Here is a 14,713-nt window from a genome sequence, read left to right as displayed (position 1 = left end):
AGGAGAGGCCCCGGTCGTCTTCCGCGGGGCCGCAGGACGACCCCGTACTCATCTCAGCGCCGTGACTGCGTTTTCTGTCACACCGCGTCCCGGCCGCGGAATGTTGCGGGTTGTACAAGTCATGGACGGGATGGCCGCGAAGGACGTAGCGTGCTGAGTCGCGCAGCGTGGCGCGGCAGTGGTGACCAGCTGCGATTCAGGACATCAGGGCAGGTTGAGGGAGTGCTGGGGGACGACGCGGGGCTTACTGCCGCGGTGCTCGCGGCGCAGGACGGGGACGAGGACGCCTTCCGTACTGTGTACCGCGCTGTGCAGCCGCGGTTGCTGGGCTACATAAGGACGCTGGTGGGGGAGCCGGATGCCGAGGACGTGGCGTCCGAGTCCTGGCTCCAGATAGCGCGCGATCTCGACCGGTTCAGCGGTGACGCGGACCGGTTCCGGGGCTGGGCGGCGCGGATAGCGCGTAACCGTGCCCTGGACCATCTGCGGATGCGCGGCAGACGGCCCGCGGTCGGCGGCGACGAGACGGAACTGTCCGAGAAGCCCGCCGAGTCCGACACGGCCGCCGAGGCGATCGAGGCCCTGGCCACCGGCCGCACCATGTCGCTCATCGCCCAGCTGCCGCAGGACCAGGCCGAGGCCGTGGTGCTGCGCGTGGTGGTCGGTCTCGACGCGAAGAGCGCGGCGCTGACGCTGGGCAAGCGGCCGGGTGCGGTACGCACCGCCGCCCACCGCGGACTCAAGCGGCTCGCCGAACTGCTGCGGGCGGACGGTGCGGACAGCCCGGACGGCATGGACCACCCGGGGGGCGGGGGCGATCTGCCGGCCGCGGACCACGGGCAGGACGGCCGTCCGCACGACGGCGCCCCGGCCGGCGGGGCCGACGCCCCCAGGGCCCCGGCCGACGCGCCGGCCCCCGCACAGACCCCGCACGGCAACGCGGCCGGCCGGACGGCGGAACTCGGCGCCGTACCCGCGCAACGCCCCTCCCGCACCGGCCTGGTGGCGCCCGCCGGTGTGACGCATTCGCGTCTGTGGACGCAGAAGGACATGTGATGGCCGACGAGCAGTACGAATGGCTTGACAAGGAAGCGGCGGAGAGACTGCTCCGCCGCGAACCGGTCGATCCTGCCGACGGCCGGCCGCAACCGGAGGCCGAGAGGCTCGCGGCCGCTCTGGACGCGGCGGCCCGGTCCGTCCGCCCGGCCACCGGTGAGCTTCCGGGTGAGGCCGCCGCGCTGGCCGCCTTCCGCGCCGCCCCCCGTACCCGCTCCGCGTCCGCGCGGGCGGGCCGGGTGCCCGTCGCCGGGGCGGACGGGATCGGCGAGACCGGCATGCTCGCGCCCGTACACATAGGCCGGGCCGCCTCCGGCGCCCGGTCCGCCTCCGCGGGTTCCCGCGGAGCCCGCCCGCTGCGCTGGAGCCGGCCCATCCGCTTCGGCCTGGTCGCCTCCCTCGCGTGCTGCGCGATCGGCGGGGTCGCGGTGGCCGCCGGGACCGGGGTGCTGCCCGGCCCCTTCGGCCGGCACGCCCCCTCGCCGGCGACCTCGGTGTCGGCCGCCGCCTCGCCCGAGGAGCTCGGCTCCGGCCTCACCACCGACGACCGGACGCCCGAGCCGCCGTCCGGCTCACCGAGCGCGCGGAGCGTGCCACCGGAGCCGCCGGACTCCGCCCGCCCCGACGGAAAGAGCACCGTCGGACCCGGCGGCAGCCGTCCCACCGGCCCCGGCACCCAGGACGAGACCGGCACCGGACCGTCCGAGGACCCGGCCAAGGGTTCCTCGGACAGCACCGAGGGCACGGACGGTGACGGCGCCGGACAGCCCGGCACCTCCCAGGACGGCACGTCGGGCGCCTGGTACGCCAAGACCCTGAAGGCCTGCCGCGACTACCGCGACGGCAAGCTCGACGACGACCGCAGACGCCGCCTCGAAGCGCTGGCCAAGGGCGCCCGCAACCTGGACCGGTTCTGCGACCGGATGCTCGACAGGGCCGGCGACAACGGCAACAGCCAGAACGGTGGGGGCGACGGCGACTCGGACGGCGACGGCGAATCGCCGCCCGGCGGTTCCGGCTCCCTCCCGTCGATCGGGTTCACTCCCGCGTCCCCGCACCCGTCGACCGCCTTCGCCGGAACGGACCCCGAAGCGGACGTCACCGCCTCGCAGCCGGCGGCGCCGGACACCCCCGCCGCGGCCCGCTGACCCCCGCCCGCCACGGGGTGTGACGTTTTTCGGCACACAGACGCAGTACGGAGTGAGCCGACTGGTCATCGGCAGCGTCCTGAGCCGGGGTTCCCCCCGTACCTGCGGCTCGGCGCAACGGCGCGGGCGGGACACGTTCCCCCGGTCCCGCCCGCGCCCCTCAGACCCTCCGCCCCCGCCCGGCACTCAGCCGTAGACGACGACCTTGTCGCCGTCGCGGACCTGGGCGAACAGCGAGGCGATCTTCCCCTCGTCCCGGACGTTGACGCAGCCGTGCGAGGCGCCGTTGTAGCCGCGGGCCGCGAAGTCCGACGAGTAGTGCACCGCCTGGCCGCCGCTGAAGAACATCGCGTACGGCATGGGCGAGTCGTAGATCGTCGACACATGGTGCCGGGACTTCCAGTAGACGGAGAAGGTGCCTTCGCGGGTCGGCGTGTACTGCGAGCCGAACCGCACATCCATCGACGAGAGGACCTTGCCGTCGATCATCCAGGACAGTGACCGGCTGTTCTTGCTGATGCAGATCACCCGGCCCGTCATGCAGCGCTTGTCCGGCTTCGCGACCGGGCGGGTGGTCGGCGGGTTCAGCTCCGCGGCCGTCGGCTCGTGTGTCATGCCGAGCAGCTTCTGCCAGGTGAGCGTGTCCGCCTTCCCCGTACGGGACAGTCCCCGCTTGCCCTGGAACGACTGCACGGCGGCGACCGTGACGGTGCCGTAGTAGCCCGTGGGGCTGCGGCCGAAGTGGCCTGTCTGACGCAGCCGGGCCTGGAGCTCGCGCACCTGCTCGCCCTGAGCGCCGCTCGCCATCAGCACCGTGCCCTGCGGGTCGGGCGCGGGCGTGGACCTCGGCGGTGCGCTCGGCTTCGCGCTCGCGGACGGCGTCGCCGTCCCCGGCCCGGCCGCGCCGGGCTTGGCGTCGTCGGTGGGCCTGCCGCTCGTCGGCGCGGGCGCCGGGGCGGACGGGGTGCTGACCGCGGCCTGCGGCTCGCACCCCGCGGTCACCGCGGTCAGCGCGAGCACGGCGACGGCCGCGGTCGCCGCCGCGGCTCCCTTGCCGCCCTTGGGCGCGTGGCCGCGCCCGGTCCTTCTGGTGCGTACCATCTCGGCCCCCTGGGGTCTCGGGTATCCCATGGGACGGATTCCCGCTCTGCCCGGTTGCCGAATCCTGCGGATGATGGGGAAATCGTTAGCGGGCACCCGAGGACGCCTCAGGTTCCGCATCGGTGACCAGCGGGAGGCGGAGCGGATGACGCGCGATTCTGAGTCGGGACTGCCCATCGAGCCGGTCTACGGGCCGGACGCGCTCGACGGTTGGGACCCCGCGGAGAAACTGGGGGAGCCGGGCGGCTACCCGTTCACCCGCGGTGTGTACCCGTCGATGTACACCGGCCGCCCGTGGACGATGCGCCAGTACGCGGGCTTCGGCACGGCCGCCGAGTCCAACGCCCGGTACAAGCAGCTCATCGCCAACGGCACCACGGGCCTGTCCGTCGCCTTCGACCTGCCCACCCAGATGGGCCACGACTCCGACGCGGCCCTCGCGTCCGGCGAGGTCGGCAAGGTCGGCGTGGCGATCGACTCGGTCGAGGACATGCGGGTGCTGTTCGACGGGATCCCGCTGGACCAGGTCTCCACCTCGATGACGATCAACTCACCGGCCGCGCTGCTCCTGCTGATGTACCAGCTGGTGGCCGAGGAGCAGGGGGTGCCCGCGCGGCAGCTGAGCGGCACCGTCCAGAACGATGTGCTCAAGGAGTACATCGCCCGCGGCACGTACATCTTTCCGCCGGGGCCCTCGCTGCGGCTGACCGCGGACATCTTCAGGTACTGCCGGGCCGAGATCCCGAAGTGGAACACCATCTCGATCTCCGGCTACCACATGGCGGAGGCCGGGGCCTCGCCCGCGCAGGAGATCGCCTTCACGCTGGCGGACGGCATCGAGTACGTCCGGACCGCCGTCGCGGCCGGCATGGACGTCGACGACTTCGCCCCGCGGCTCTCGTTCTTCTTCGTCGCCCGTACGACGATCCTGGAGGAGGTCGCCAAGTTCCGCGCCGCGCGCCGGATCTGGGCGAAGGTGATGACGGAGGAGTTCGGCGCCAGGAACCCCAAGTCGCTGATGCTGCGCTTCCACACCCAGACCGCGGGCGTCCAGCTCACGGCCCAGCAGCCCGAGGTCAACCTGGTGCGCGTCGCGGTACAGGGCCTGGCCGCGGTCCTGGGCGGCACCCAGTCCCTCCACACCAACTCCTTCGACGAGGCCATCGCGCTCCCGACCGACAAGTCCGCCCGGCTCGCGCTGCGCACCCAGCAGGTCCTGGCGTACGAGACGGACGTGACGGCCACCGTCGACCCGTTCGCCGGCAGTTACGTCGTCGAGCGGATGACGGACGACGTCGAGGCCGCGGCCCTGGAGCTGATGCTCAGGGTCGAGGACCTGGGCGGCGCCGTCAGCGCGATCGAGCACGGCTTCCAGAAGAACGAGATCGAGCGCAGCGCCTACCGCATCGCCCTGGAGACGGACAGCGCCGAGCGGGTCGTCGTCGGCGTCAACCGCTTCCGGCTCGACGAGGAGGAGCCGTACGAGCCGCTCCGCGTCGATCCGGCGATCGAGGCCCGGCAGGCGGCCCGGCTGGCGCGGCTGCGCGCCGAGCGCGACGGGAACGCGGTGGACACGGCCCTGGCCGCCCTGCGGAGCGCGGCCGGAGGCACGGACAACGTGCTCTACCCGATGAAGGACGCGCTCAGGGCCCGCGCCACGGTGGGCGAGGTCTGCGACGCGCTCCGGGAGGTGTGGGGGGTCTACGTGCCGACGGACGCGTTCTGATCCCGCCACCCCGGGGCCGGGCTGTCGTACCCGCGTGCGACACTCCGTTTCATGCTGGGTGTCACTGACCTTCCGACCTATCTCGCCGGCCTGGTGCTGATCGTTCTGCTGCCGGGTCCGAATTCGCTGTACGTGCTGTCCGTCGCCGCCCGGCGCGGCGTGCGGACCGGCTATGTGGCCGCGGCCGGGGTGTGGACCGGGGACACCGTGCTGATGACGCTGTCCGCGCTGGGGGCCTCGTCGCTGTTGCGGACGACGCCCGTGCTCTTCGCCGTGGTGAAGTTCGCGGGGGCGGGCTATCTGACCTGGCTGGCCGTCGGGATGCTGCGGACCGCGGTGTCCATGTGGCGCGAGCGGCACCGGCGGGTGGCCGAGCTGACGGGCGAGTCGGCGGACGGGGCCGAGGCCGTGGGCGCCATGGAGCGGCCGTACCGCCGGGCGCTGGTGGTCAGCCTGTTCAACCCGAAGGCGATCCTGTTCCTGATCTCGTTCTTCGTGCAGTTCGTCGATCCCGGGTACGCCTATCCGGCGCTCTCCTTCCTGCTGCTGGGCACCCTGCTCCAGGCGGCCAGCTTCCTGTACCTGTCGATGCTGATATTCGGAGGCACCCGGCTGTCCGCCGCGTTCCGCCGCCGCAAGCGGCTGTCGGCGGGAGCCACTTCTGCCGCGGGTGTGCTGTTCCTCGGCTTCGCCGCGAAGCTCTCGCTCAGCAGCGTCTGACCGGGCGGGGCCCGCCCGCACCCGGGCCCATGGCGGCGAAGGCGGGAACTCAGCCGAGCTCGACTTCGAGGCCCAGCCGTGCCAGGTATCCGGCGAGCCCGGCCGTGTCCTCGCCCGCCCAGCCGATGTAGCCGTCCGGCCGGATCAGGAACAGTCCCTTGCCGTACGCCTCGTACGCGTCCATGCGGTGCACCCGGACCGCCGGCCCCGCGGACTGCGGCGGGTCCGCTTCGGTGCCGACCGCCAGCAGCGTGAAGTGCGGGCCCCGGAAGACGTCGAACAGCCGCCGGTCGCCGGTGGGACCGTCGGGGGCGCGGTCGCCGGCCTGCAGGACGCCCGCGCGGCCGGCCGACAGCGGGCCGCCGCGGTAGCCGAGGCCCAACTGCTGGGTGGCCGCGCCGCGTTCCTGCCGGCCGCGGTGGATACGGGTGGACAGGCCGAGCATCTCGGCGGCGATCGGGCGGCGCTCCTCCTCGTAGCTGTCGAGCAGGGCCGGGGGCGCGCCGTGGTTCAGCACCTGGCCGAGCTTCCAGCCGAGGTTGTACGTGTCCTGGACGCTGGTGTTCAGGCCCTGCCCGCCCGCCGGGGAGTGCACATGGGCGGCGTCCCCGGCCAGGAAGACCCGTCCGTCGCGGAACCGGTCGGCCAGCGCGGCGCGCGGCCGGAAGTCGGAGGCCCAGCGGAGCTCGGTGATGTCCCGCGCGTCCAGGTGGGTGCGCTCGGCGACGACCGCGCGCACCCCCGCCAGGGAGATGTCCGGCTCACCCCGCTTGAACTGGGCGACCAGCTGGAACTCCGCCGTGCCCGGCAGCGGGCAGAGGGTGATGAACCCGGAGTCGGTGTTCAGCATGTGCCAGTTGAGGCGGTCGAGCGCGTTCTCGGCGACCCGCACGTCGGCCACCAGCATCGGTGCCGGGTCCACGGTCTCCCCGGTCATCGCGATGCCCAGCGCCCGCCGCACCGTGGAGCGCCCGCCGTCCGCCGCGACCAGGTAGGAGGCGCGGACAGGGCCGGTGGACAGCTGTGCGGTGACCCCGTCGGCGTCCTGGCCGAGGCCGGTCAGCGCGGTCGAGAAGGCGACGTCGCCGCCCAGTTCGCGCAGCCGGGCCAGCAGGATCTCCTGGGTGCGCCACTGCGGCATCAGCCACGGCTCCCCGTACGGCTCGGCGTCCGTCGGGGCCGCCACCCGGAACATGCGGTGCTCGCCCGTCCGTTCGCCGTTCTGCCAGACCATCCCGACCGGCGCCGGACCGCCGTGCTCGCGGACCGCGTCGCCGACCCCGAGATCGTCCAGGACCTCCCGGGTGCGGGGCTGGATGCCCTTGCCGCGCGAGCCGGGGAAGAGCGCGGGCGCCTGTTCCACGAGGAGGGCGGGCACGCCCCGGCGGGCCAGATCGCAGGCGAGGGCGAGGCCGCAGGGGCCGGCGCCGACGATGAGCACCCCGGTTTCCTTAACGCTGTTAAGTTCCATGGTCGGGAGTGTGCGCTTAACGCTGTTAAATTGTCAAGGTGGGTACAACGAAGATCGACCGGACACGGGTGGCCGACACGGCACTGCGGCTGCTGAACGAACTGGGCCTGGACGGGCTCAGCCTGCGCGCCATCGCCAGGGAGCTGGACGTCAAGGCGCCCGCGCTCTACTGGCACTTCAAGGACAAGCAGGCGCTGCTCGACGAGATGGCCACGGTGATGTACCGCCGGATGCTCGACGAGGACCTGCCGGTGCCCGCCCCGCGGAACTGGCAGGACCAGCTCGTCGCGTACAACACCGGGCTGCGCCGCGCGCTGCTGCGCTACCGCGACGGGGCCAAGGTCTACGGGGGCGCGAAGTTCACCGGCACCGACCACGCCGACGGGCTCGAAGGCCATCTGCGGACCATGGTCGACGCGGGCTTCGAGCTGTGGCAGGCGGTCCGGACGGGCACCACCGCGTACGCGTACACGATGGGCTTCGTCAGCGAGGAGCAGGGCGTCCGCCCGATGCCGGACCAGCGGCGCGAGGGCTTCGACATCGGTGAACGCGCGCAGCGGATGGCCCGCTACCCGCTCGCCGCGGCGGCCGGCGCCGAGATCTTCGACCACTACGACGAACGCTTCGAGGACGGGCTGCGGCTGATCGTCGCGGGCGTCGAGGCACGGTACGGGGTGCGCTGAGGGGCGCGGCCCCGGCAGGCCCTACGGGCGAGCGCGCCGCCGCCGTGCCCGGCTCAGGGCCGCCGGTGCGAACGCCGTGGCCAGCAGGGCTGCCAGCGCGGCGGCCCCGGCGAGCGTCCCGGCCCGCAGCCCCGGCGGCCGGAACGAACAGTCCACCGCCGTCCGGCCGTCGCCGACCGGCACCGCGACGAGCCCGAGGTACGAGTCGGCCGGATGCCCGTCGCAGCTCCAGCCCGCGATCCGGGGCGCGGCCAGCACGGCGACCCCCTCGGTGTGCGGCGGGAGTTCGGCGTGCACACCGTTGCCGGAGACGGTGACCCGCGTCGCCCCCGTCTGCTTCAGCCCCGCCACCGCCGAGGCCAGGCGCCCCGGGTTCAGGCAGCCGACGGACTCGTGCGGAACCGTGCTGTCCCGCTCCGCCCGCAGCGTCACGGCGATCCGTCCCGCGCCCGGACCCAGCGGCAGCATCGCGGCCCGGCGCGCGGGCAGGTCGCCCCGCAGATCGTTCGGTTCACCGGCGGCGCCCAGCCGCGCGGTGCCGAACAGGTCGGGCGCCCACAGGAACACCTGACTGCCGGCCGGACAGCTCGCACTCAGGGTGTACGCGCCGGCCCGCACCTCGTAGGCGTGCGGATTCCTGTCGGGGGCGGCCGCACCGTCCTCGGACCGCAGCACGGTCTTCGGCAGCGTGTACACCGGGGCGCCGAGCAGCTCCTCCTGATTGCGGAACGGCGAGCGCCCCCACCGGGCCGCGCCCCCGGACCCGGACGGCCGCACCGTCACCAGCGGCGGGACGTCCCTGCGGGTCACGGTCACCGGCCGTTCGTCCGGGCGGTTCCAGACCTGGTGCGGATCGCGCGGCACATGGACCCGGGCGCCGACCGAGAACACCGCGTCGGTCACCGGGTTGTCCAGGCTCTGCAGGGCGCGGCCGCGCGAGGTCCAGCCGCCGCCCAGGGCGAGGAGGGTGCGGGTCGTCACGTCGGGCGTATGGCTGCTGTAGTAGGCCCCGCCCTGGCCGCCGACCACCAGCGGATCGTTGGCGGTGCTCTGTTCCAGGCCCGGATCGGTGCGGTAGCGCGGCCAGCCGTCGGCACGGGCGACCGCGTCGGCCTGGAGGCGCTGGCGCTCGCCCCAGGGCGCGTAGTCGTCGAGCAGCCTCAGCCGCTGCCGGTCGGCGTACGCGGTGGTCGCGGCGGCCTGTCCGGCCTGCGCCCCCACCAGCAGCAGCACCGCGAGCGCGAGGAACCTGCCGCTGCGCACCAGCGCGAGGGCGCAGACGGCCGCCACCAGCCCCGCGGCGAACAGCGGATACGTCCACCGGGTGACCAGTGCGCTGGGCGCGGCCGCGGCCGCGATCAGCACCAGCACCCCGGCCCCGCCCAGCAGCGCCCGCCGGTCCGGCCAGGCACGGGCGACCGAGGTCCAGGCGGCGATCACCACGAGGCCGCACAGCACGAACGTCTGCCGGAACGGGCTGCCGTTCGGTGTCGCGAAGGCGTGCCAGAGCAGATGAGTGGGCCCCCACTGCAGGGACAGCGTGACCACGGCCACCAGCCCCGGCCACACCCAGCGCTCGGCGCGCGGCGCGGCACGGTGGAAGGCGAGCGCGCAGGCCAGCAGCAGGGCGCCCGTGCCGAGGAAGACCGCCGGACTGAAGAAGCCGTACGTGGCCGGGAGCAGCCGGGCCGCGACATCCGGCCAGGCCGCCGGGGCGAACTCCCGGGTCCAGCCCGGGTAGGCGTGCTTGGTTCCGAGGAACACCGGCAGCAGGACCGGCGCGGCCAGACCGATGCCGAGCAGCACCGTTCGCACCGCGCGCACCAGCCCCCGGACCCGCTCCCGCGACGTGCCGTCCTCCAGCAGCAGCCGTACCACCAGCACCAGCGCGGCCCCGAGCGTGGCCATGTACGCGGTGTAGAAGTTGGCGACCCAGGCGAGCGTCACCAGGAGCGTCGCCGGTACCGGCCGCCGCGCGGTCCGTGCCCACTCGCCGGCCAGGCAGAGCAGCGGGAAGGCGATCAGCCCGTCCAGCCACATCGGGTTGTACGCGGCCTCGGCGACCGACCAGCCGCACAGCGCGTACGAGGCGCCGAGCACGGCCGCCAGCCACTCCCGGCCGCGGCCCCGGCGCAACGCGGTCAGCAGCCACGTCATCGCCGCCGCCGCCACCCCCGTCTTCACCAGCGTGACCACGTAGACGGCCAGGTCGATCCGGTCCCTCGGGAACACCCCGACGAGCAGGGCGAACGGGCTGCTCAGATACGTACCGAGATCGGGCAGGAAGCTGGTGCCGAAGCCGGACTGCCAGTTCAGCAGGAGCCCGCCGTCCGCTCTGCCGTGCAGCAGGTCCCAGAGGTGGGCGTGGAACGGTACGAACTGATTGCCCAGGTCGTTCACGCTGCGGGTGCGCGGGCCGAAGGGGTAGCTGCGGGCCACCGCGTCCCCGGCGCAGACGGTGACGACGGTGAGCACGGCGGCCAGGGCGGCGCCCCGGCCGCGCGGCGATCGGAGAATCGACGGAGTCCTCATGGTGGGTCGAATATGTCATCGAACATCGTGAAATCCGTTGCGGGAAAGGGCGGTTCACCTGATGGTCCGCCGCCCTTCATACGGCGGTCCCCGCCAGGTCATCCGGCCCGGCGACGGCTGGGCCGGCCGGGGGCGGCCCCTGCCCGCAGCGGCGAAGACACCGGTCCGGGCAGGCGCGACCACCGGGAACGGGCGGGAGGCAGCAGTTTCCCCTGCCGACAGGGCGAGTTCATCGGGCGGCCGTTCAGGTTTCCTAGCGTGCCACGGAACCCCGAACGGTTGACGGACATCCGTTCCCCCTCCCTACGCCCCTTCCCCCCACGGGCATCAGACGCTTTGGAGCGCCATGACGAAAGCCCGCAGCCGTTGGCCACGGCAGCGCGACGCACAGGACCCGCTCCCGTCCGAGGACGGCACCTCGCCCCTCGCCGCCGTCCGTCCGACGGAGCTGGAGACCTGCCTGCGTGCCTGTGCCGCCCACAGCGGGAAGCTGGTCGCCGGGCTCGACCGGCGGCGTACGGCGCTGGCGGAGGCGCTGCGGAATCTGCTGGCCACCCACGCCGCCATGGAGCAGGCGCCCGCCGCCTCCCCGGCCCCGCTGCTGCGGCGCACCTCCAAGGGCGGCCCCGGCTCCGCCCTGATCCTCGGCGACCAGCTGCTCGACCCGCTGCTCGCGGTCGGCAACAAGGCGCTGGACTGCGGTTACGAGGACGAGCTGAAGCTCGCCGCCCTCGTCACCGACACCGTGCTGACCCAGCGCAGACGCTCCCGTGCGGCCTGGCGGCTGCGGGCCCGCGTCCTGGAGGCGATGGGCGCGGAGGCCGACGCCGTCGAGGCGTACGAGCGCTACCTCGACCTCACCGACGACGACGGCTTCGGCATCGCGGCGAGGACGGCCGGGCTGCGGGCCGGAGCGGAGCGCCAGGACGAGCTGCTGCGGATGCTGGAGCGGGACTGCCCCGAGGCCGCGGGCTTCGCCGGAGGGCCGGTCACCGACACCTGGGCCGAGGGCCTGGCCCTGCACGCGCGCGGGGACTGGAACCGCGCACGGTCCCGGCTGATCGGCGCACTCCTGGCCCAGGACCGGTCCGGTGCGCCGGTGCCGGAGATCCAGGAGGCCCTCGCCCAGTACCTCGGCCTCGCCCTGGAGGCCGGCGGCGCGCCGGGCAGCGGCGGCGTACCCCGCACCACCCCGGGCAACGACGGCCCCCGCCACCTCACGGAGCTGATCGCGCTCTACGCCGGGCAGCGCCGGACCCGGATGCGCGGTCCGGTGGCCGACCCCACCTTCGGCGGGGTCGAATGGTCCACGCTCGGCGAGTTCCGCAACCACATCGCGGGCAAGTCGATCTGCCTGATCGCCAACTCCCAGCGGGTCGGCGCGGGTTCGATGGGCGCCGAGATCGACGCGTACGACCTCGTCGTCCGCTTCAACTCGTACCGGATCGACCCCGCCGCCACCGGCAGCCGCACCGACATCCACGCCACCATCCACAAGCACGGCTTCAACTGGGAGCGGAAGGTCCACACCCGGCTGGTGTTCGGCGGGATCTCCGGCGACTGGAAGCACTCGCTGCGCACCCGGCTGGTGCCGGGCGCCCAGCAGTACCTCGGCGACGAGTCGCTGCGCTGGCCGCTGCGCGACATCGGCAAGGTCGGCACCGACGTCTGGCCGGCCATCCCCACCAGCGGCTTCAACATGCTCTGGCTGCTGGACCACCTGGACGTCAGCCCTCAACTCGACCTGATCGGATTCGACTTCTACGAGAGCGGCGCCTATCGGCTGCCCGCCGCGATGAAGATGCCGATCACCTCCGTGCACGAGTACACCAGCGAAAAGGCGTGGGTCATGGAACGCGCCCAGAGCGTCACCGATACGAGGATCCGACTGCGATGACGACGACGCCCCCCGCCGAGATGCCCCCTGCCGAGATGCCCCCCGCCGACGCGCCCGTGCCCGCACCGCCCGCCCCGGCCAACGCCCTCACCGGCAAGCGCCGGGTCGCCTTCGCGAGCTTCGTGGACGAGAACTACCTGCCCGGCTTCCTCGCCCTGCTGCGCAGCCTCGCCCTGTCCAACCCGGCCGTCTGCGAGGACTTCGTCGTCCTGCACGACGGGCTGCGCCCCGCTTCCGTCGCCCGCATCCGGGAACTGCACCCGCGCGTCGACTTCCGCCGGGTCGACGCCGCGCACTACGACACGTACGCCAAGGGCGACCAGGACAACTACCTGGTGCGCAAGGCCTACTTCATCCTGGACGTCTTCCGGGTGCGTGACTACGACACCGTGATCACCCTGGACACCGACATGGTGGTCCTCGGCGCTCTGGACGAACTGCTGAGGCTGCGCGAGGGTCTTGCGGCCGTTCCGCAGTTCTTCTACGGACAGCACAAGCTCAACAGCGGGCTGCTGGTCATCCAGCGCGAGTACCTGAGCGACGCGTTCTGCGCACGCATCGACGAGGTCGGCCGCAGCGGCGAATACGAGCTGGACAAGCACGACCAGGGCATCCTGAACGCCGTGCTCGACGGCGGCTTCGTGCAGCTCGACTCCCGCTACAACTTCGTCAAGCGGCGGCTCTCCGGCGACCTCCCGGTGCCCGACACCACCGCGATCCTGCACTTCACCGGACGGCACAAGCCCTGGCAGGGCGGCGAGGCCGGGTACGGCCTGGCCGAGGACCGCTGGCGCGGGTTCGAGCTGTCCGACGCCGAGTTCCACGCCGCCTACCTGGCACTGCCCGGCGCCAAGCACCACGACCTGCTGGTGCACTACGGCACCCCGCACGTCCGGCGCACCGCCGACCCCGACAGCGCCCGCCGGGTCGCCACCGCGCACATCGTCGCCGGTGAGTACCAGGAGGCGGCCGACCTGCTCGGCTCGGTCCGGATTCCCGTCGACGAGGCCTGGCCGCACGAGGTGCTCGGCCATGCCCTGATGAGCGTCTCCCGCTACGAGGAGGCCCGCGCCCAGCTCCTGCTGGCGGCCGCCGCCCCCAACCGGGCCGCCACCGCCTTCTCACGCCTCGCCCAGATCGCCTGGATCCACGGCGACGACACCGGCGCGGCGCAGTACGCCCTCGAAGGCCTCGGCGTCGACCCCACCCACCGGGCGAACCGGCTGATGTACAAGCGCACCAGGGACGCGGAGGCCCCCGACGAGGGACCGGCCGCCGGGCAGCTCGCCCACGTCGCCTTCTACATGGACCGGCAGGGCAACGCCGGGGACAAGCTGCTCCCTTCGAGCGTCCGGCTGGCCTTCGGCCGCGACACCGGCCCGGCCCGCTGGCACTCCGTCCACGCCCACCGGCTGTTCGACGAGGCCGCGCTGGAACGCGTCAACGCCCGCCGCGGCCTGGTCATCGGCGGCGGCGGCCTCTTCATCCCGGACACCGCTCCGAACGGCAACAGCGGCTGGCAGTGGAACGTCCCCGACGGACTGCTGGAGCGGATCGACGTACCCGTCATGGTGTACGCGGTCGGCTTCAATGCCTTCGACGGCCAGGCGTACGGCCACGGCCGGGAGCGGTTCCTCTCCTCGCTGCGCAAGCTGGTCGAGCGCGCCGCGTTCTTCGGGCTGCGCAACCACGGCTCGATCGAGAAGGTCCGTGAGCTGCTGCCGCCCTCGCTGCACGACAAGGTCCGCTTCCAGCCCTGCCCGACCACCGTCACCCGGCACCTGGTGGACGGCTGGACCGATCCCGCGCAGCGCGAGAACACCGTGCTGGTCAACGCCGCGTACGACCGCTCGGGGCTCCGCTTCGGCCACGACTACGGGCACTTCCTCGCCGAGATGGCCACCGCGGTGAAGGGGCTCGCCGGCCGCGCCGCGGTGAAGTGCGTGGCCCACTCGCTGGACGACGAGCGGATCGCGTTCGACCTGCGGCGCGAGCACGGCATCGCGCTGCCGGTGATCCCGATGTACGACTTCGGCAACGACGAGATCCGGGACACCTACGCCCGGACCAAGCTGGTCATCGGGATGCGCGGGCACGCGGGCATGATCCCGTTCGGCTGCGGTACGCCGGTCATCAGCCTGATCTCGCACCCGAAGATGGCGTACTTCCTGTCCGACATCGAGCGGCCCGAGTGGGGCATCTCCGTCCACGACCGGCACCTCGGGGCACGGCTCGTGGAGCGGGCGGCCGGACTGCTGGACGACCACGCGGCGGCGGTCGCCGATGTGCACGGGCGCCAGCGGGAACTGTGGAAGGTCACCGAGGCGAACGCCGCGGACCTCCAGCTGATCCTGGCGGGCGTGCGCGTCTGACGGCACG

General features: G+C 73.2%; 10 protein-coding genes. 7 read left to right on the top strand and 3 right to left on the bottom strand.

Annotated elements, in window-relative coordinates; genetic code table 11:
- Window positions 1-222 precede the first annotated feature (222 nt).
- Window positions 223-1,056 carry an RNA polymerase sigma factor gene (locus OG322_RS13065; RefSeq protein ID WP_123461199.1) on the top strand — a complete coding sequence of 278 codons (834 nt, stop codon included), beginning with the start codon at window positions 223-225 and terminating at the stop codon, window positions 1,054-1,056.
- On the top strand, window positions 1,056-2,204 hold the full coding sequence (locus OG322_RS13060; RefSeq protein ID WP_329306434.1) for a hypothetical protein: 1,149 nt from the start codon (window positions 1,056-1,058) through the stop codon (window positions 2,202-2,204). Before OG322_RS13065 ends, OG322_RS13060 begins: the two co-directional genes overlap by 1 nt.
- 186 nt (window positions 2,205-2,390) lie before the next feature.
- Here OG322_RS13060 and OG322_RS13055 read toward each other — a convergent pair whose 3' ends face one another.
- Window positions 2,391-3,305 (bottom strand): L,D-transpeptidase family protein, encoded by a 915-nt coding sequence (locus OG322_RS13055; RefSeq protein ID WP_124284860.1) that lies wholly within the window; start codon window positions 3,303-3,305, stop codon window positions 2,391-2,393.
- A 145-nt stretch (window positions 3,306-3,450) separates the two neighbouring features.
- On the opposite strand from OG322_RS13055, the gene OG322_RS13050 reads away from it, so the two are divergent.
- Both OG322_RS13050 and leuE read left to right on the top strand, forming a co-directional pair.
- The gene (locus OG322_RS13050; protein WP_123461201.1) at window positions 3,451-5,031 is read left to right on the top strand and encodes an acyl-CoA mutase large subunit family protein; all 1,581 of its coding nucleotides are present in this window, start codon (window positions 3,451-3,453) and stop codon (window positions 5,029-5,031) included.
- Between the two features lie 51 nt (window positions 5,032-5,082).
- Window positions 5,083-5,751: a leucine efflux protein LeuE gene (gene leuE, locus OG322_RS13045; protein WP_123461202.1), complete on the top strand. Its 669-nt coding sequence runs from the start codon at window positions 5,083-5,085 to the stop codon at window positions 5,749-5,751.
- Window positions 5,752-5,800: 49 nt separating this feature from the next.
- Here the strand turns inward: leuE and OG322_RS13040 are convergent, their stop codons facing one another.
- Window positions 5,801-7,222 carry an FAD-dependent monooxygenase gene (locus OG322_RS13040; protein ID WP_329306433.1) on the bottom strand — a complete coding sequence of 474 codons (1,422 nt, stop codon included), beginning with the start codon at window positions 7,220-7,222 and terminating at the stop codon, window positions 5,801-5,803.
- Window positions 7,223-7,260: 38 nt separating this feature from the next.
- Here OG322_RS13040 and OG322_RS13035 point away from each other — a divergent pair, with 38 nt between their 5' ends.
- Window positions 7,261-7,905, top strand: a complete 645-nt coding sequence (locus OG322_RS13035; RefSeq protein ID WP_123461204.1) for a TetR/AcrR family transcriptional regulator C-terminal domain-containing protein — start codon at window positions 7,261-7,263, stop codon at window positions 7,903-7,905.
- 21 nt (window positions 7,906-7,926) lie between these two features.
- On the opposite strand, the gene OG322_RS13030 is transcribed toward OG322_RS13035, so the two are convergent.
- Window positions 7,927-10,437, bottom strand: coding sequence for a YfhO family protein (locus OG322_RS13030; RefSeq protein WP_124284862.1), 2,511 nt, complete (start codon window positions 10,435-10,437; stop codon window positions 7,927-7,929).
- Between the two features lie 346 nt (window positions 10,438-10,783).
- Between OG322_RS13030 and OG322_RS13025 the strand changes: the two genes are divergently transcribed.
- Both OG322_RS13025 and OG322_RS13020 read left to right on the top strand, forming a co-directional pair.
- Complete coding sequence (locus tag OG322_RS13025) at window positions 10,784-12,334, top strand: tetratricopeptide repeat protein (protein ID WP_123461206.1); 1,551 nt, start codon at window positions 10,784-10,786, stop codon at window positions 12,332-12,334.
- Window positions 12,331-14,706, top strand: coding sequence for a glycosyltransferase (locus OG322_RS13020; RefSeq protein WP_329306432.1), 2,376 nt, complete (start codon window positions 12,331-12,333; stop codon window positions 14,704-14,706). The genes OG322_RS13025 and OG322_RS13020 overlap by 4 nt, the downstream gene beginning before the upstream one ends.
- Window positions 14,707-14,713 lie beyond the last annotated feature (7 nt).

The organism is Streptomyces sp. NBC_01260 (assembly GCF_036226405.1).
In the GTDB taxonomy this organism is placed as follows: domain Bacteria; phylum Actinomycetota; class Actinomycetes; order Streptomycetales; family Streptomycetaceae; genus Streptomyces; species Streptomyces laculatispora.
This window is presented reverse-complemented; position numbering and strand designations above follow the sequence as displayed.

Coding starts and splice junctions, on each gene's coding strand:
- OG322_RS13060 (WP_329306434.1), top strand. CDS start 1,056: ATGGCCGACGAGCAGTACGAATGGCTTGACAAGGAAGCGGCGGAGAGA.
- OG322_RS13055 (WP_124284860.1), bottom strand. CDS start 3,305: ATGGTACGCACCAGAAGGACCGGGCGCGGCCACGCGCCCAAGGGCGGC.
- OG322_RS13050 (WP_123461201.1), top strand. CDS start 3,451: ATGACGCGCGATTCTGAGTCGGGACTGCCCATCGAGCCGGTCTACGGG.
- leuE (WP_123461202.1), top strand. CDS start 5,083: ATGCTGGGTGTCACTGACCTTCCGACCTATCTCGCCGGCCTGGTGCTG.
- OG322_RS13040 (WP_329306433.1), bottom strand. CDS start 7,222: ATGGAACTTAACAGCGTTAAGGAAACCGGGGTGCTCATCGTCGGCGCC.
- OG322_RS13030 (WP_124284862.1), bottom strand. CDS start 10,437: ATGAGGACTCCGTCGATTCTCCGATCGCCGCGCGGCCGGGGCGCCGCC.
- OG322_RS13025 (WP_123461206.1), top strand. CDS start 10,784: ATGACGAAAGCCCGCAGCCGTTGGCCACGGCAGCGCGACGCACAGGAC.
- OG322_RS13020 (WP_329306432.1), top strand. CDS start 12,331: ATGACGACGACGCCCCCCGCCGAGATGCCCCCTGCCGAGATGCCCCCC.